Source organism: Candidatus Viadribacter manganicus, assembly GCF_001679665.1.
Taxonomy (GTDB): Bacteria; Pseudomonadota; Alphaproteobacteria; order Caulobacterales; family Aquidulcibacteraceae; genus Vitreimonas; species Vitreimonas manganica.
In genome coordinates, this window is record NZ_CP013244.1 from 529,444 (window position 1) to 546,637 (window position 17,194).

The window sequence follows — 17,194 nt, forward strand, 5'->3', positions numbered from 1 at the left end:
CGCAAATATTGAATGTGTGTTCACTGTAACAGAAAGACGAAGGTCGAATCCGAAACTCGCCTAGACCAGATAGATGATTACGAGCGAACGAAAAGCATCGCCAAAACCACGGCCCCGATGCAGGCGAACGTGACCGCGGCGCTCGATCCCGCGTAGGGCCGGTCACACGCGTTCGCCAGCGCCTCGAGCGAGCGCCCGGCCGCATGCGAAGCGCGCCGCGTCCAGTCTTGCCAAGCGCCGTAGACGCGCAGCGCCAACACCCCGGCCCACTGCCCGGCCTCGGCAAGCGGTCCGCGGTACAGCGCGTCGATATCGAGCAATCGCACCCGCTCGTCGCGCGGTGCAGCGCGCGCGAGCCGCAACAACAAGAACACGACGCCGGCGCCACCGAGCAATTGCAATTGCGGCGTCACCCGATCGAGCACGAATGGCTGGAACGAAATTTCCGCCGGCATCAGATCGAACAACCAACGCGGCGCGAGGCCAACAGCAAGACACAAGAACAGCGCCAACCCTGCGCCGAGCAATTTCGAGAATGGCGCCTCCAAAATCGGCTTCACTTCGCTCGTCGGTGTGAATGCCGCGAGCGACGCGCGCACAAGCAACGACACAAACAACACCGCCGGCGCCGCCCAGATGATCGTCCAGAGCCAGCGCAGATCCCACTGCGCCGCCGCGTCCAGAGATGCAGCTTGCGACGCAAACATCACCATCCCGGGCGCCGCCGAGACCGCGAGCCCGGCAAGCACAAGCAGAAACGCCGTAATCGGCATCGTCCGGCCCCTGCCGGCGAGCTGCGAAACATTGACGTTGCCGCGCCGCTCCAAAACACCGCCCAGCAAAAGTTGGAACGCCAGGAACGAAAGGATGGTCGCGAACGCGTGCCCTTCCGCCGCCGCCAACGCCAGCGGCGTACCGATGCCGATCAGCGCAGTGCACAAGCCCGTTTGCATGGTGACGCCATACGCAGCAGCGCGCCGCAGATCGTCCTCGGCCGCCGCGTAGAACGCGCCGATCAACATCATCGCGCCACCGACCCAAATCAGCATCGGCTCGGATGGGAACATGCGCGCAAGCGCATAAACGCCGATCATCGTCGTGAACACCGAGAGCGCCCCCGCGCCCGTCGACGAGGCGTGCGAGACGACGTCCTTCAGCCACACATGCGCGAGCGGCGCGCCAACGCGGATCATCAGCGCTGCAAAGATGAACGCGCCGCCGATCGATGTAATGTCCAAGCGCGCAACGACAGCCGCCTGCGAACCCACCGAAATGTGAAAAGCAACGCCAACGAGAAAGAGCAAACCTTCAAGGCCGCTCCAAATCAGCAGCCGCGCGCCCGAACGTCCCGCGCCTTCAAGGGGCGAAGCGAACACCACCCACGATCCCGCAAGCCCGCCAAGCGTCAGCGTCGCCACAAAGCTGATGAGGTCGCCCACGAACAGCGCCGAAACCGCGCTTCCCGCCAGCAACAATATCGCCGCGTCCTCATAGCGATTGCGCCGCGCGCCGGAATAAATCCCGATCGCGATCAGCGCGATCAACAAGGCGATGCCGAAGATGCGATTGAGTTCATCGAGATTGAGCAGCACGACGGGCAATCCCATCTGCGCCATCGTCGCCGCCGCGCCGAACTCGTAATCGAGCAACAGCCAGAACGAGATCAGCGCCGCCGCCACGATCACCAGCGACCGCAGCGTCCGCGGCGTCGCCAAAATCAGCAGCGCCGCAATGATCGGCACAAATCCCGGATTAAGCGTGAGGATCATCAGCGTGCTCCTCTTCGAATTTCCGGCGCCGCCCGAGCGCGAACCGCGCGGCCTGCGTCGCCAACAACACGAACAGCACGGCCGTCGCGCCAACTGCAGCAGCCGATCCCGGCTGATCGCCTATCCAGAACTTCACACGCGCGCCGGCGCCGAGGTCAAAACCCAAGCCGATCAGCAGCGCGGTAGCGCAGAACACCCACAACAAGCCGGTGACGCCACTGCGCGGTGGAGGCGGCGCTTTGCTCATGGCGACCCCGGCGTCCAGATTGGCGATAGAAACATCGCGAGCGGATCGGCCAGCACCAGCAACGACAACGTCGCCGCCGCAGCGAGGATCACCGGCGCCGCCAGCAGGATCGATGCGCCGTCAGGCCGCTTGAACGCGTCCGTCGGCGCGCGCGCAGCAAGGGCATTCGCCGCGAGCGGTCCCAAGTGAATGAATGTCAAAATCGCAGCGACGCTCGCAAGTCCCGCCGCCCAAACCAAGCCCGATCCAGCCGCCGCCGCAATCAGCCAGAGCTTTGCCCAAGCGCCAGCGAACGGCGGCATGCCGATCATACTCGCCGACGCGATCGCAAAGCCCGCGAACGTCCACGGCATCACCCGCCCAAGGCCGGCATAGTCCGCAACCTTCGTGCGCCCGGTGATCGCCGCCGTCGTGCCTGCCGCCATCAGCAAAGTTGCCGCCGCGCACGCCAGCGCCACAATCTGCAACGCCGCCGCAAACAAACCGGCCGCCGCGTATTGTCCCGGCAACAATGCCAGCAACGCGCCCATCACCACAGCCAGCGATTGCGCCATCACCGAGTAGGCAAGCCGCTCGCGAATATCCTGCTTCGAAAGTGCGATCACCGCCGCGCCGATCATGCCGATGCCAACGAGAACGATCAGCGCCTGCGCGGCCAGCACCGCCTCCGCCATCGCGGTGCCGAACACGAACGTCACCACTTTCAAAATCCCGATACCGCCTGCGGGCAAAACCGCGAGCGCTTGGATCGCGACCAGCGCCGGAAACGGCCCGGTGCTCGATGCCGGCAGCCACCGGTGCATCGGCGGTATCGCCGCCATGGCGATGCCCAGAACGAACAACACCAGCAAGGCATTCGCCGTGAACGCATCGACGCGTCCGGCCAACACCCCGCCCGCCTGGAAATCCAACGCGCCCGCAATCGCGTAGGTCCAGATCATCGCCGGCAGGAAGAGCCCGATCGAACTTGCAAGCAGCGTCGCCAAAAACGCGCGTGCAGCGGGCCGTGCTTCTTCATCGCCGCGATGCGCAACCAGCGGGAACGCTGCCAATGACAACGCTTGGTAAGCAACGAAAAAGCTGAAGAGGTTTGCCGAGAACGCCACAGCCGTGACGCCCGACATCGCCAAAGCGATAAACGCAAGCAGCCGAGCCGGCGCCTTCTCTTGTTTGGCTCGCACGATCCCCGCAGCATGAACCGCGTGCAAAACGCCAAGTCCGGTCAGCACCACCGCCATCATCGCCCCCAGCGGGTCGATCGCGAAGGCAAGATCCACGTTGGGCAAAGGCCGCGCCAACACAATGCGCGCCGTCTCTCCGTGCGCGACAGCGTTCGCCAGATAGATCGCGCATCCGCCAGTGAAGAGCGAGAACAAGATGTGGATCAGGTCGCGCAAACCCGGCGGCTTCTGCACGAGCATGATGAGCGCCGCCTGCACCAGTGGCGCACCCAAAATACAGAAGAGAGCGATCTCAACCGTCACGGTGAAATCCCTCCGAGCATCAGCGATGCGGAGGCCGCCGCGCGCAGCAACCCACCCGGCGCCAGGCCCCATCCAATCGCGGCGATCGCCGCAATCAACGCAGGCGCCAGCGTCACGCGCCACACGCCGCCCTCGCCCGCATAGGCGGCATTGGCGCGCCGGAAGTACATGCGCTCGATCAAACGGCCGCCGTAAAACACGCCTGCAAGCGAGGCGATGATCACAAGACCCGCCGCCCACCACCAACCTGCGCCGACACCAGCCTCAACCAACCGCCATCGCCCCAGAAATCCGATCGTCAGCGGCGCGCCCATCAAACTCAGCGCGCCCGCCGTGATCGCCGCGCTCGCCAATGGCGCCCGCTGCGCATAGCCATCGAGCATCGCCAACGTCTGCACGCGTCCCGCCGATGCGCCGCCATAGAGCGCCAACGCCGCCGCCGCGAACGCCACCAGCTGCACCATCGACGCTGCAAAGCCCGCAGGCGAGCCCAGCGCCAAACTCAGCAACACGCACCCTGCTTGGGAAACACCCGCATACGCGGTCAGCCGCAATAAATTGCGCGCCCCAACCGCCTGCACGGAGCCAACCACAACACTCACGCCCCCGATGGCCGCAAGCGCCGCCTGAATGCCTTCGCCAATCTCCGGCGCAACCATGACGTAGCCCGCCAGCCGCGACATCACCGCAAGCGCGCCCACAATGCCAAGCGCCCCAACACCGAACGTCACCATCGATGTCGAGCGCCCAAGCGCCGCGGCCCCCCACGCGTGAAGTGGCGCAACACCTGCCTTCACAGCGAGGCCCAAGATCATCAGTCCGGCCCCTGCGCCTGCGAGCCCTGGCATCCGAATATGCGCGAGCGTCAAGGCTTCCATCGACGATGTGCCCGCCGCGCGCGCAAACAACCCCGCGCCAAGCAGCATCAAGGCAAAGCCAATCCCGCCGAGGCTGAGCATCCGCAGAGCGCCGTTAAGCGCTGCTCGATCACGACCGGCGTTGGTCGCAACCACGCCGACAGCCGCGAGCCACGCCGTTTCAACCGCCGCGATGATCGAGCCCAAATCGCCCGCCAATAATGCGCCGGTCCAGCCCGCGTTGGCGCCAAGCATCAGCGCCAGCGACAATGGCGCAGCCGCGCCGCCGCCATCCTTCAGCGTAGCGCCCACCGCCCAGATCGCGAACGCGGCGACAACCGCCAATAGCGCCGCCGCAAACGCGCCGATACCGTCGACATGAAGCATCACGCCCACAACTGCGATCGGCTGCACACCCGCGAGCGCGCGCACTGCAAAATCAACCGCCACCAACGCGCCTGCGCTCGCCACCAGCGCCGCGACGATCCAGCTCAACCGCGCCGGCCCGCTCACCAGCATCAGCGCCGCGCCAATCAAAGGCGCCAAGATCATGAACAAGGGCGCGTGTTCGCGTGCGAGTTCGAGATAAGCGGCGCTCATGACGCACGATCCTGCGCGTCGTCGTCAGCATCCGCCGCATCGATCTCCACCGCGTCGATGGCGCTGTAAGCCTCCTGCAAACGCACCACTAACGCCGCGCCGATAGCTGTCTGCGCAAACAACACGGCGACGCCAACAATCAACGCGCCATCAGAGGCGCCAAGCGCCGCCAAGCCCCCGATCGCGCCAAAGCCAGCGATCAGCAATCCCGCAAGGCGCTTAATCGCGTTACTCAACAACAACACCGCGGCTGCGCCGATCATCACCAGCGCCACGGCACAAGCGGCCAAGATCGGTTCCAGCGAGAATGCGGTGGGGCCAATCACAGTTCACCGTCCCGCAAAGTCGGCGCACGCCCGAACAACACCTGCAGCACTAGAGCGCTCGCGCCAATCGTCGCCGCGAAAGCGCCCGCCTCCATTGCTTGGCTCGCATACGCAAAGCCCGGCAGTCCCGCGCTCGCGCCGGTTGCGACCACTCCAAGCGCCAAGGTCAGCCGTGCCAACGGCGTTGGATACGCTGCACGCGCCGCCGCCGCGCCGAACGTCAACGCGTGCAGCAACAGCATCAACCCAAACGCCAGACCCGCGACGAAGCCGACGCCGCCGCCCGCCGCCGCGCCCGAAAGCAAAGCCAGAGCGAACAGCGCGATGAGCGGCGCAAAGAAGCGCGCCGCCGCCGCGACGATGACATGGGCGCCGAGCTTCATGCGTCGCTCTCGCGACGCCGCATCAACGCACCGCGCTCGCCATAGCCGAGCATGCCCGCGCACGCCACGCCCGCCACCAGCACGATCGGCGCAAGCCAAAAACTCAAGCCGCCAAGTTCGCCACTGATCGTCACTGGCGGCGCCCGCAGCAATTCCGCCAACGGCCACCACACAGCGCTCGTTGCAATCGCCGCGCAGAGTAGGCTCACCCAAGGCAAGCGCCGTAGGCCACCTTTCGTCGTGCGCGCGCTCAACGACATCGCCGCCATCAGCAAAACCGGCGCCCACGCCGCCGCGAACAACGCTAACGCCAATCCGCCTTGGCCCGAGCGCAACAGCAAAACCGCCGCCGCCACCGCGACACCCGCCGTCAGCAAATGCATGCAAGTCACAAACAACGAACGCGCTGCGAGCGCGCCAATCGAAGACGCAATCGCCACGCCCATCAGCGCGAGCGCCAACCATGGAAGCGCGGCGATCATGGCGGTGTGCTCTTATGCGTCGCGCCTGGCCGCGGCGCAGCGTAACGCCCCGCAATCGGCGCAAGACCGGCCGCATGCGCCGCCTGCGCCACCAAATGCGTAAGCGTCGGCCCAAGCGCCATCAACAACGCCGCGAGCAACAGCAAGCGAACCGCAATGGCCCAATCCGGCGCGGCAATTGCGAGCCCAATCACCACAATCACCGAACCAACCACATCAGCGACATTCGCCGCATGCAAGCGCGTGTAGAGATCAGGAAAACGCAGCAAGCCCAGTGATCCACCCGCAATCAGCAACAAGCCGGCAGCGACGACAATGCCGGACACGCCCAGCTGCAAGAATTCAAGCACAGCGCCCGCGTCCATTAGAGGTCCTCCGCGCGCGCCAACGGCGCCTGGAAGGTCCGCAGACGGAAGAATTTCAACACCGCGACATTCGCCACCATGCTTGCCAGCACGAACGCGAGCGCAGCGTCAACGAACACGGCGCGCCCGGCAATGACACCGCCCGCCGCCACGATAATCGCGATCTTAATGATCACGCCGTTTGCCGCGAGCGTGCGATCATAGAGCGTAGGCCCAACGAAAAGCCGCACCACGCACAGCAACAACGCTATGCCAACGCCGATAGCCGCCGCGAGCGCCGTCATGCGCGCCCTCCGCCGACGACATGTTCTTCTAATCGTCCAAGATCGGCGGGATCGATCGCGTCTTCATTGAGAACGTGCACCAGCATGCCGTCCGCATCGGTCTCGACCACTGCCATGCCCGGCGTTGCACTGATCATGTTCGCGAACGATGCGCGCTCGGCGGAGCGATTGGCCCGCGAACGTACGCGCACCAACGCTGGCTTCATCGTCACGTCAGCAGAAAGCGCAGCGCGCAACGTCGCCAGCGAGCCACGCGCCACAGCGCCTGCACGCGCCGCACTCAGCGCCAGCAAACGCGGCGCACGCGCGAACGCACTGCTCGCGCCGCCGAACCGCATCGCAACCAGCACGCACACGAAGCTCGCGCTCACCGCGAAAACCCAATCCTGTGGAGAACTCGCGCGCTGCGTGGCCAACATCCACAAGACGGCCAAGCCAGCCAGCATTGCTGCGGCGTGAAGCATTTGTTCGCCTCCCCGCGCCGCCAATCGCGCGACGCCAAGGCTTAAACCCGCCGTTTTGGATTCGCCAGATTTAACCGGCGTGCAAACTCAGCCGTTGCGGCTGAACAACAGCGCGGCGTTGCGCCGCGCCAACGACAATTCGAGCACTTCGTTGCCGTAAGTTTGATGTTCAATTCCCGCCGCATCGGCGGTGAACGACCAATTCCAATACCGCAACACAGTCTGCGCCTTCGCTGTCGCAAGTGTGTCAAACACATAGACGGCGCGACCGAGCGGATTGTCAGGCGAATCCGGATCGCCGCCAGGGCGCCGCAGCGCTTTCCACAGCCCGATCATCAGCGGCCGCTTCAAACCAACAGCTTTGCAGAACACGCCGATCGCTTCACCGCCCGCGTCGGCAAACACTTGCGCCGCGGTTGTAGGCTTCACGCCCGCCAAATGCGCGATCTCGTGGATAAGTCCGCGCTCAAGTCCCCCTTCGGCGGCGGCGAGCGCGCCCTCAAGTGACTTATACGGACTCTGCGCGGCGGCGGCGCGATTGCGCTGGCGCCGTTCGATAACTTGCAGCGTCTTGCGGGTATCTGCGTCGGCCCAGCCCTCAGCCGCCGCAAGCTTGAACACTTCGCCGAGCTCTTGGATCAAAACCTGGCGATCGACCGCGAAACGACGCAGGATTTGCAAGCGCGGCTGGTGCGCTGCCCACCAGAACAAAACCAGAGCCTGCGTCGGCCGCAATTCCGTGCGCGGAACGAGCAGCGCCGGCAGCGCGGGCGCCTGTCGCGATTTTGCGACAACAATATCCACGCCCTGTGTCGAGAGCCGCGCCGTCTGGTTGCGCAGCACCGCCTCGATCGTGACCGCATCGCCCGTCTGCAACAGAGCATCGGTGATCGGCTCACCCAATCCGCGCCGCTTGGCGATCGCCAGCCAGTGCGAGGAAGTCCCCGCACGCACGGTCGCTATGAGATCGGAATCGTCAAAGCCGACGCCGTTCTCGAGCAAATCTCCCGCAACGCTGATTTCGTCGCGCGCCAGGTAACGCAACAATGCCTTCGGCGCGTCCTGCACCCGGATCAGCCCGTGCGCGCAGCGCCGCCGCAGATCGACATTGGTGGTTCGCAACAACCCGACCAGAATGTCCGCCGCCAGTTGCCGCTCATAAGCAGGTAGGCGCGTTTCCGGCCACGAAACGATCTCACACAGGCGCTGCACTAGCGCGAGCCGCGCCTTGGGGGCGTGCGGCTCGGTCAACTCCAGCGGCGGCGGAGGATCAGAGAACTCCGCCCGTGGTTGATTCGGTAGCGCCATCGAAGCAAGCGAGCACGCGCTGCGTTAAGCTCGCGTCAACGACCTGCAGACTGGACCCGCCCCGGTGCGGCGACTATGGCAAATGCCATGGAGCCAGAGGCAGGCCAGGGACGCAAACCCGGTTTCGGCATCGTGTCCGAGCTCAACCTCTATTATGCGCTCGTCGGCTGCTACTTCTTTGCCTTCGGGATGCAGTTCGTTCTGTTCCCCTCGCTCGTCGCCTTTGTGCTGACGGCAACCCCAGCCGGCATCGGCCTTGCCCAATCGGCGCTCTCAGCGCCAATGTTTTGCCTGCTGCTGTTTGGCGGTTTGCTGGCCGAACGCGTGCGCGCCGGCCCGATGCTCGCAAAGCTCAATCTCGCCTTCGCCTTCATGAGCGTTGCGTTGGCCGGTGTCGTCGCATCAGGCGGCCTCACTTATGAGCGGCTCATTGCTTACGCGATTATCGTCGGCTGTTGCGCGGCCTTCATGATGCCGGTCCGCGACGCGGCCTTGAACGGCATCGTCGGGCGCGAAGCCGAACTCGGCAAACATACCCCAATCGCCACCGCCGCCGCCGTCACCACCGCCGTGCAAATCGGCGCGCAAATCGCCGGCATTCTCGTTGCCCGTTTCGCAGGCTCGAACCCCGCGCCATACATTGCCCTCCAGGCCCTGGCGCTCTCCATCGGCGCTGCGATCTGCCTCGGCCTGCAAGCCCCCAAGCCACACGGCCACGAGCGCAGCGTCCAAGGCGCGCTGCGCGATCTCCGCGACGGCCTCGTCTATTCCTTCAAAGATCCAGTCATGTCGCCGATGCTTATCTCGGCGGCGTATGTCGGCGTCTTCGTCATTGGCTCGTTCCAGGTTCTGTTTCCGCTCATCGTGCGCGAGGCCTATGGCGGCGATGCACGCACACAAGCGAGCCAGCTCGGCGCGCTCTTCGCCTTCTTCTGGGGCGCCTCGTTCGTTTCAGCCGTCATTCTAAGCCGTCTGAAGCCATTGTTGCGGCCTGGCCGCGCGCTCATCGCCTCACACCTCATCGGCGCCGCGACGCTGTTCACCTTCGGCTTTCACAAGCCCTTCGCGCTCTTTGCGCTCATCGTCGTGTTGTGGGGATTTGCAGCGGGCGTGGCGATCTCGACCAGCCGTACGATCGTGCAAAGCGCCGCCGGCCAGCGTTATCTTGGCCGCGTGCTCGCTGTCTATTCGATGGGGTTCATGGGCGGGGCGCCGATCGGCTCGGCTCTGGTCGGCTTCGCGGCCGGCGAATTCGGCCCGAGAGCCGCAGCGTTTGCGCCAGCCCTTGGGCTGGCGCTCGCTGCTTTGGCTTTAGCTGTGTTCACGCCGTTATGGCGTTACGCACCAACGCAGATCAGTGATCAGGACGCGTAAGCGTGCCGCCACGTTCACGACGGCCCGAGCTTGCGCCGCCGCGTGCGTTGTACTCGGTGTTCTCAGCCGCAAAGCGTTCGATCGTCGAGTTCGTTTCCGTCAATCCGCCATTGTAGGCGCCAACCGCCGTTTGCGCCTGAGTTTGCAGCGCTTGCGCGGCAGCTTGGCAGGCGGCGAGTTCAGTGGTGCGCGTCGTGCGCCATGCTTCAAACGCCGCACGCGCATCGCGCATTTCGTTATTGCTGGCGGTTGCGCCATCAGGGATCGACGGCGCTGCAGTGAATGCGCATTGCGTAGGTGCAGACGTCGTCTGGGCGAAGGCCGGCGCCGCCAGCAGAGCAAACGCGGCGGTCGCGCCGAGCAGAACTTTCATCGTAATTTTCTCCAGTCCAGATGGCGTGTCTTTATCCCTCAGCGCCGGGATTTGCGAGCCAATCACGGCCAAAATGCGGTGATTGGCCTCGCATTTCCCCCCAACGTTTAGTCTAGCTCGAACGGAACTCGCATCCGGTAGCGGCCTTGCACCGCCTGCCCGTCACGCATCGCCGGGACCATTCGGTGATCTTGCGCAATCCGCAGCGCAGCCTCACCAAACCCCCAATTTGTAGGCGTTTCGGCAACAACCGCGCAATTCAGCGCGCCGTTCGTATCGACGAGGCAGTCCAGAACCACCAGCCCCGAGATGTCGCGCGCCAGCGCCCGGCGCGGATAATACGACGCCAGGCTTTGCGGCCGGCGCAGCCATCGCGGATTTGTGATCTCCGTCGGACCAACCGGCGGCCCGAAGTCAAACACAACATCGGTCGTCGTCTCGGTCTGTGGCGGCGGATCGGCGACAGCCATATCCGTCTCCTGCGCCGGCGCGGTTGGCGGCGGCGCCTGCGGGCGTGCGATCGGCGGCGGCGCCTCAGGCGCCGCTTCCTGGAAAACCGGGATCACGAATGGACTGTCTGCGCCTTGCGTCTGCAACGAGATCGTCACGCTAAACGCAGCAAACACAGCAAGTCCGATAAACACCGCTGACGCCGCAACCGACGTCGCACGCATTCCGAGTGATTGAGTCATACGCGCCTCCCTGCATTGAACCGGTCTTGGCGCCGGTTGAGAGAAGCATGTGCCCGTTCGATCCGTGCCGATATTCACAGCCACGAGATCGCAATCACGCTTGCGCGATCATCCCGCGGGCGAAAACGGCACAACCATGCGATAGCGCCCGCGTGCAGGCGCTCCGTTTTGGGTTGCGGGCCGCATCACGTGTCCCGCAGCGATCCGCAAGGCTGCGTCGCCAAATCCCTGCCCCTCAGGCGTTTCAGACACGACGACACAAACCATTCGCCCGTCCGTATCGACATCACATTGCAGCACCACTTCACCGCCAACGCCCCGCATGAATGCTTGGCGCGGATAGAAGCGCTCGGGATTGCGTGGCCGCTCGATCCAAACCGGATTGGTGATCACCACCGGTTCACTTGGCGCAACCGCGGGCGCGATGGACGGCCCACTCTCCGTTTGCAATTCATCAGTGCGCGGCGGCTGACGCGGTTGCTCCGGCGGCGGCGCGCGCGGCGCTTGCGGCGCGGGCGCCATCTCACTCACCACCGCAACATACGGCCCATCATGCGGCGGCCACAGTGGCGCGTAGCGAAGCGCGGCAATTCCAAACAACACCAGCGCCGCCACGCCAACAGCGGCGCAAAACGACACAAGCCGCACGACCCTTAGGGATCGCGCGGCTTGCTCTGACGTCGTGATTACGCCGTCGTTCACTGTGCTGTCCTGTCAGCGCTGCCGCCAACCGGACAGCGGCTTTACTAGTCTGGCAACTGCCAACGGATCGTACGCCGAATGCGACCACCCGAAGTCGCCGTCCCGTCGCGCGTCGCCGGAGCGATACGGAAGTGACGCGACACGCGCATCGTCGCTTCGCCGAAGCCGTAACCTGGCGGGTCTTCCGACGTAACCGTGCAGTTCAAGCGGCCGTCCGCGTTGACGATACATTCGATCGTCGCGCGACCTTCCACTTCCCGCTCCTGCGCGCGCTCTGGATAGTAGCGCGAGAAGTCGCGAGCGTCCGGCTGTTCCAGCCACACCGGGTTGGTGATGACTGAAGGTGTCGGCGGCGCCGGTGGCGGGTCGACCGCAACCGGAATTGGGGTTGGCGTCGGCGGCGCCGAAAGATCCGGCGGCGGAACGCGCTGCTCTGGTGGCGGCGGTGGCGGCGGGCGATCCGGCGGAGGCGGAGGTGGAGGCGGCTTTTCCTCCTCCTCGATCTCAACCTTCACCGCGTCCGGATCTTCGAAAAGATCCGTGATCGCGCTGAAACGCTGCGTGACGGCCATATAAACCAGCGCAAGACAGATCGTCGCTGCGAGGCCGAGCGATATGAGGCGAAGACCAACCATCGTCTTATCCCTCACTCGCTAGTTCAGCGAAGATACCGACTTTCACGAAGCCCTCTTCCTGTAGCCGGCTCATGACGTCGACAACGTTGCCGTAAGCCGTGCTTTGATCAGCGCGCACGAAAATCCGTGCTTCCGCGTAAATCTGCTGCGTTTCCAAGGCAGGATTGTTGCGAATAGCGTGGGAAAGCGTGGCATCGCCAAGTTGTGATAGCTGAACGGTCTCTTCGTCCACGTAGAGCGCGAGCCCCGCCGGCGTTTCGCGGATGCCGACGACTGTCGGGTTCAAACCCTGGAGTCGGATCGGAACCGGATTTGGCGGCGGCAGGTCGACGCGAATATCGACGGTCGGGATCGGCGCTGTGACCATGAAGATGATCAAGAGCACGAGCAGAATGTCGATGAACGGGATGACGTTCGGTTCTGAAACTGGGCCGTCTTTCGACCCACCTACTTTAGCACCCATGACCTACCTCCGCCGATCTTCGGCGACGAGGCCGATTTTGGTAAAGCCACGGTTCTGCAGTTGGTTCATGACCCGCACGACTTCACGATAAGCGAGGTCGCCGTCGGCCCGAATATAGATGCGCTGATCGAGCACCTCGTATTCGTCGTTCGCGATGAGCGGCGAATTTTCGCGCACTGCGTCGTACGTACGATCACCGAGCGAGTTCAAATCCACCGCGTCGTTCATCACGAACACACCGTCATTGTTCACCGAAATCCAAGTCGGACGCGGTGGCCGTTGTGACGGCATGATCCGAGCGTCAGGCATCGAGACTTCGATGTCCACGCTCGAGATTGGGGCGGCGATCATGAAGATGATCAGCAGCACGAGCATGATGTCGATGAACGGGATCACGTTAGGATCCGCATTCACGTCCAATCCGCCGCGCTTTCCGCCGCCAGAAGATAACTTACCCGCCATTGGGGTTGTCCTCCAATGTTAGGTTCCTCAGCCGGCGCGACGATCCATATCGCGCGAAACGAGCGCGATGAATTCTGACGCGAAGTCGTCCAGCTTCGTGGCCTGCTTGGAGATTTGCTTGGCGGCGAAGTTGTAGATGAGAACGGCCGGGATAGCGGCGGCGAGACCAGCGGCGGTGGCAAGCAGAGCGCCGGCGATACCAGGCGCGACGACCGCGAGCGACGTGGTTTGCGTCTTAGCGATACCGACGAACGCGACCATGATGCCCCAGACCGTGCCGAACAGACCGATGAACGGTGCGTTCGCGCCGATCGACGCGAGGAAGGTCATCGAAGAACCCAGGTCTTCAAGGTGCTCGTTCTGACGTGTGGCCATCGCCGATTGAACGCGCTGCATCGTGTGGTCACGGGCGTCGCGCATCGTGTAGAGGCCGAGGTCTTGCGTGCGGCGCACTTCCGCCATGCCGGCGTCGAACATCGACTTGATGCCCGAGTTCGGGAGCTTGCGAACGATAGCTTCGGCTTCTTCAACCGAGTTGGCCTTGCGGAACGAAGACAGGAAGTCCTTCGTTTGGCTCGAGGCCTTACGCATGACGTAGATTTTTTCGAAGAGCAGGGCGACGGCGTAGATCGCGCACAGGCCGAGGATCACCATGACGCCCATTTCGACGCCGTTCAGGTGCTGCACCAGCTCGATCATCGAGACTTCTTGCTGACCTGCAGCTTCAGCCGCGGCGTCTTGGCCCGCAGCTTGAGCGGCGGCGCGTTCTGCTTCCGTCAACGTCGGAGCGGCGGTCGTGGTGGCGGGCGTGGCGCCTGCCGGAGCGGTAGTTTGCTGCGTGAACATCAGCAGCGAATTCATCAACGTCATGGTCTGCCCTTTGTGCCTGCCCTGAATTTTGCTTTGGCTAAACCGTCGCGCTCCTGCGTGCGCGCGGGTTCACCGCGAAGAGGATATTTTCTGCGTAATTGCGGTGATTGAGTGCGCTCTGGTTCAATCCTGTGCCGAACCTGAACTCGCATCCTCCCACCAAGCGCCACCAGGGCCGCCGCAATCTGCGGTCTTCTCTCCCTGCGTCTGCCGACGCCTGCGCCTAAATTTTCGGAAAGTGTGCTCTTGTCAACGTCTCCCACGCAGTGGGCGATCTTCACAGACCGCCCATCCCCCAGACCCGCCCTGATGCCGAACAGGCGTCAGACCCGCAATCAAAACTTTCGTGATCGTCATGAAGTTCCGCAGTGGTGGGTGCAATGCCATGCATCAGCGGGTAGAAGGACTGGAATCCCAGTGATTTCAGGACCATCCAATGGCAATGGCCGCAACAGAACTTGAGGCGCTGCTCCGCGAAGCCCTCCCCGACGCCGAAATCCAGATCCAAGACCTCGCTGGGGACGGCGATCATTATAAAGCGACCATCCGGTCGGCGGCTTTTGCGGGCAAATCCCGGGTCGCCCAGCACCAGATGGTTTACGCCGCCCTCAAGGGCCGGATGGGTGGCGAGCTCCATGCGCTCGCCCTCGACACCGCCCCCAAGACCTAAGCTTGATGCCAAGCCCGCCGCCCACTACCTGCGGGCCTAGGAGTTCGAATGTCCGACGCGATTGAAACCATCCGCAGCACCATCGGCGCCCATGACGTCGTGCTGTTCATGAAGGGCACCTCGGAGCAACCGCAATGCGGCTTCTCCAACATGGTCGTGCGCATCCTCGATCACCTCGGCGTCGAGTATCACGACGTGAACGTCCTTGCTGACGAAGACATCCGCCAAGGGGTGAAGGACTTCGCCAACTGGCCGACGATCCCCCAACTCTACGTGAAGGGCGAGTTCGTCGGCGGCTGCGACATCGTCCGCGAGATGTTCCAGACCGGCGAACTCAAAACCCTGCTCGACGAAAAGGGCGTGGCAGTCGCCGCTTAAGGCGTCCGCGCCTGACGTCCCTCGCCAATGTGTTGGTTGAGGAAGGTCTCCATCTCCACCAACAGCTCGCGCACATTGCGCGTCGTCCACCCATTCCAAGGGTGATAAACGTGGCCGTCCACCTGAATGTACCGCGAGTTCTTGCCCGCGCGCTGCAACGCCTCGTGCATCCGCTCCGATTGCGACGCCAACGTCACGGTGTCTTCTTCGCCGTGCACGAGCAGGATTGGGATCGTGATCTGATCCACCTGGCGGCGCGGTGACGCTGCAATGAGTTGATCGCGGTTCTCGCTCGGATCGCCAACGCGCTCTTGATCGTAGGCATAAAGCGCCGAACGCCGCCCCGCGTCGGACCGCGACGTCTCGAGCAATTCCGGCAGATCGGAAACGCCCGCGATCGAGATCGCGCACTTGTAGAGATCAGGCGTCAGCGCCGCCCCTGCCAAAGCCGCGTAGCCGCCGTACGAAATCCCCGCGATGCAAATGCGGTCCTGCGCCGCGACGCCGCTCGTGATCAGATGCTGGACGCCGTCGGTGATGTCGTTCTGCATCACGCCGCCCCATTGGCGGAAACCGGCTTGCGCGAACGAACGGCCAGAGCCCTCAGAGCCACGGAAGTTCGGCTGAAACACCGCATAGCCGCGGCTCACCAAGAACTGCACCACCCGATCGAAGCCGTATGAATCGCGCGCCTGCGGCCCGCCATGCGGCCAGATCACAGTCGCGAAAGGTCCCTCGCCGCTTGGCGTCGTCAGATAGCCCCACAGCGCCACGCCATCGCGCGAGGTGTAATTGACCACCCGTGAGTCCGCGAGCGAAGCGCGCGGCAAGTTCGGGAAGCGCTGCCCGATCGGCGTCATGCTCGCGCCGGCGACGTCATAGACATAATAGGTGGTCGGCACTGACGGCCCGTCAGCTGTGATGAGCCAGGACTGTCCGTTCGCCGAAACACTGCTCAACGAAAAGTCGGCGCGATTGTCGAAATAGCGCGTCAGCCCTGCAAAGTGGCGCTGCATGCGCGGGTCTGTCGCCCGGCACTGATAACGCTGCGTCTCCGCGCACGCATAGATCATGGAATTGTCGGCGGGATTGATACCGATCACCGCTGCGTCCGTATCCGGCTGCGAGAAGATCGGCGCACCGAGTTCACCGGTGCTGGTGTCGTAAAGATAGATCGCCTGAAACTCTTCGCCCGCGGCACGCGCCGCGACATAAACTTGCGATGGTCCCGGCCCCGCCGCGAACGGGCTGAAATCTCGGTTCTGCGACCCCTGCCCACGCCGCACCTCGTGCGCCACCGTCCAGCGCCCGCCAGCGCCCGGCCGCCGGTAATAGCGATAGCCCGAGCCATATGGCAGAGCATCGATGCGCATGATCGCGCGGCCGTCGCGGTTCACGAGCATATCGACGGTTTCCCACGCTGCATCCTCAACCGCCGACGTGCGCCCGCTATTGACGTTCACACGATAGAGCGTGAACCCGGCGCTTCCCCACGTGCCCATCAGCACGTTCTCAGGATCGCCCTCCAGCGGATCGATCAAGCTGACAGACAGCGTCTCAAGCGCCAGTCGGCTATTCTCGAACAGCTGCGTCAAGTTCGAACCATCGCGATTGACACCGTAGATCCGCGTCACATCGGTCTCGCCCGCATCTTCGCGCTGACGCGTGCCGAGCCCCGTCGAAACTTCCTGAATGCGCTGACGAACCCAGAACAGCAGGCGGTTGTCGTTCTTCCAGGCAACGCCTTCCAAGAACAGCGAGCGATCGCGCCGCGCCACTTGGATCGCTTGCGCCTGGCGCGTGCGCCAATTGATGATGACGAGCGCCTCGCCGTCCTCAACGTTCTGGATCGCGGCGACATAATTGCCGTCCGGCGAAATCTGAGCATCGCTCATTGATCCGGCGGAGGCAAATTCAGCGGCGCTCGGCGCCTGTTGTGCGCTCACCGGCGACGCCATCAGAAAAGCCGCCAAGGCGGCCATCAAAATCCGAACCATCTCGCGCTC

Annotated in this window: 22 protein-coding genes; 3 read left to right on the forward strand and 19 right to left on the reverse strand. The window is 63.8% G+C overall.

Translation table 11 applies throughout. The annotated features are described in order from the left end of the window. Positions 1-77: 77 nt before the first annotated feature. From ATE48_RS02710 to ATE48_RS02760, 11 genes are all read right to left on the reverse strand, one after another. Positions 78-1,769: a proton-conducting transporter transmembrane domain-containing protein gene (locus ATE48_RS02710; protein WP_066767553.1), complete on the reverse strand. Its 1,692-nt coding sequence runs from the start codon at positions 1,767-1,769 to the stop codon at positions 78-80. Beyond that, a complete protein-coding gene (locus ATE48_RS02715; RefSeq protein WP_066767554.1) occupies positions 1,753-2,016 on the reverse strand; it encodes a hypothetical protein in 264 nt (87 codons plus the stop codon). The genes ATE48_RS02710 and ATE48_RS02715 overlap by 17 nt, the downstream gene beginning before the upstream one ends. After that, the gene (locus ATE48_RS02720; RefSeq protein WP_228126754.1) at positions 2,013-3,500 is read right to left on the reverse strand and encodes a complex I subunit 5 family protein; all 1,488 of its coding nucleotides are present in this window, start codon (positions 3,498-3,500) and stop codon (positions 2,013-2,015) included. The genes ATE48_RS02715 and ATE48_RS02720 overlap by 4 nt, the downstream gene beginning before the upstream one ends. Next, positions 3,497-4,957: a proton-conducting transporter transmembrane domain-containing protein gene (locus ATE48_RS02725; RefSeq protein ID WP_066767560.1), complete on the reverse strand. Its 1,461-nt coding sequence runs from the start codon at positions 4,955-4,957 to the stop codon at positions 3,497-3,499. Before ATE48_RS02725 ends, ATE48_RS02720 begins: the two co-directional genes overlap by 4 nt. Next, positions 4,954-5,247 (reverse strand): hypothetical protein, encoded by a 294-nt coding sequence (locus ATE48_RS02730; protein WP_156767566.1) that lies wholly within the window; start codon positions 5,245-5,247, stop codon positions 4,954-4,956. Before ATE48_RS02730 ends, ATE48_RS02725 begins: the two co-directional genes overlap by 4 nt. Positions 5,248-5,279: 32 nt before the next feature. After that, positions 5,280-5,666, reverse strand: a complete 387-nt coding sequence (locus ATE48_RS02735) for a hypothetical protein (protein ID WP_066767567.1) — start codon at positions 5,664-5,666, stop codon at positions 5,280-5,282. Next, the gene (locus tag ATE48_RS02740; protein WP_066767569.1) at positions 5,663-6,148 is read right to left on the reverse strand and encodes a hypothetical protein; all 486 of its coding nucleotides are present in this window, start codon (positions 6,146-6,148) and stop codon (positions 5,663-5,665) included. The genes ATE48_RS02735 and ATE48_RS02740 overlap by 4 nt, the downstream gene beginning before the upstream one ends. Beyond that, positions 6,145-6,513, reverse strand: a complete 369-nt coding sequence (gene mnhG / locus ATE48_RS02745) for a monovalent cation/H(+) antiporter subunit G (RefSeq protein WP_066767571.1) — start codon at positions 6,511-6,513, stop codon at positions 6,145-6,147. Before mnhG ends, ATE48_RS02740 begins: the two co-directional genes overlap by 4 nt. Further along, on the reverse strand, positions 6,513-6,797 hold the full coding sequence (locus ATE48_RS02750) for an MrpF/PhaF family protein (RefSeq protein ID WP_066767573.1): 285 nt from the start codon (positions 6,795-6,797) through the stop codon (positions 6,513-6,515). The genes mnhG and ATE48_RS02750 overlap by 1 nt, the downstream gene beginning before the upstream one ends. Next, positions 6,794-7,261, reverse strand: a complete 468-nt coding sequence (locus ATE48_RS02755; RefSeq protein WP_066767575.1) for a Na+/H+ antiporter subunit E — start codon at positions 7,259-7,261, stop codon at positions 6,794-6,796. Before ATE48_RS02755 ends, ATE48_RS02750 begins: the two co-directional genes overlap by 4 nt. 87 nt (positions 7,262-7,348) lie before the next feature. Next, positions 7,349-8,473: a DUF2336 domain-containing protein gene (locus tag ATE48_RS02760; RefSeq protein WP_228126755.1), complete on the reverse strand. Its 1,125-nt coding sequence runs from the start codon at positions 8,471-8,473 to the stop codon at positions 7,349-7,351. Between the two features lie 183 nt (positions 8,474-8,656). On the opposite strand from ATE48_RS02760, the gene ATE48_RS02765 reads away from it, so the two are divergent. Beyond that, a complete protein-coding gene (locus ATE48_RS02765) occupies positions 8,657-9,943 on the forward strand; it encodes an MFS transporter (RefSeq protein WP_228126756.1) in 1,287 nt (428 codons plus the stop codon). On the opposite strand, the gene ATE48_RS02770 is transcribed toward ATE48_RS02765, so the two are convergent. From ATE48_RS02770 to ATE48_RS20295, 7 genes are all read right to left on the reverse strand, one after another. Next, positions 9,924-10,316 (reverse strand): hypothetical protein, encoded by a 393-nt coding sequence (locus ATE48_RS02770; RefSeq protein WP_156767567.1) that lies wholly within the window; start codon positions 10,314-10,316, stop codon positions 9,924-9,926. The genes ATE48_RS02765 and ATE48_RS02770 overlap by 20 nt on opposite strands. 107 nt (positions 10,317-10,423) lie before the next feature. After that, positions 10,424-11,008 (reverse strand): energy transducer TonB, encoded by a 585-nt coding sequence (locus ATE48_RS02775; protein WP_083197125.1) that lies wholly within the window; start codon positions 11,006-11,008, stop codon positions 10,424-10,426. 108 nt (positions 11,009-11,116) lie between these two features. Next, entirely contained in the window at positions 11,117-11,710 is a 594-nt protein-coding gene (locus ATE48_RS02780) for an energy transducer TonB (protein WP_156767568.1), read from the reverse strand. Positions 11,711-11,754: 44 nt separating this feature from the next. After that, positions 11,755-12,345 carry an energy transducer TonB gene (locus tag ATE48_RS02785; protein WP_066767585.1) on the reverse strand — a complete coding sequence of 197 codons (591 nt, stop codon included), beginning with the start codon at positions 12,343-12,345 and terminating at the stop codon, positions 11,755-11,757. 4 nt (positions 12,346-12,349) lie between these two features. Continuing rightward, complete coding sequence (locus ATE48_RS02790) at positions 12,350-12,808, reverse strand: biopolymer transporter ExbD (protein WP_066767587.1); 459 nt, start codon at positions 12,806-12,808, stop codon at positions 12,350-12,352. A 3-nt stretch (positions 12,809-12,811) separates the two neighbouring features. After that, positions 12,812-13,270, reverse strand: coding sequence for a biopolymer transporter ExbD (locus ATE48_RS02795; protein ID WP_066767589.1), 459 nt, complete (start codon positions 13,268-13,270; stop codon positions 12,812-12,814). 27 nt (positions 13,271-13,297) lie between these two features. Beyond that, on the reverse strand, positions 13,298-14,140 hold the full coding sequence (locus ATE48_RS20295; RefSeq protein ID WP_083197126.1) for a MotA/TolQ/ExbB proton channel family protein: 843 nt from the start codon (positions 14,138-14,140) through the stop codon (positions 13,298-13,300). Positions 14,141-14,576: 436 nt separating this feature from the next. Between ATE48_RS20295 and ATE48_RS02805 the strand changes: the two genes are divergently transcribed. Continuing rightward, entirely contained in the window at positions 14,577-14,810 is a 234-nt protein-coding gene (locus ATE48_RS02805; protein ID WP_066767592.1) for a BolA family protein, read from the forward strand. 48 nt (positions 14,811-14,858) lie between these two features. Then, positions 14,859-15,188: a Grx4 family monothiol glutaredoxin gene (gene grxD, locus ATE48_RS02810; RefSeq protein WP_066767595.1), complete on the forward strand. Its 330-nt coding sequence runs from the start codon at positions 14,859-14,861 to the stop codon at positions 15,186-15,188. Here the strand turns inward: grxD and ATE48_RS02815 are convergent. After that, positions 15,185-17,185, reverse strand: a complete 2,001-nt coding sequence (locus ATE48_RS02815) for an alpha/beta hydrolase family protein (protein ID WP_066767597.1) — start codon at positions 17,183-17,185, stop codon at positions 15,185-15,187. The genes grxD and ATE48_RS02815 overlap by 4 nt on opposite strands. Positions 17,186-17,194: the final 9 nt, after the last annotated feature.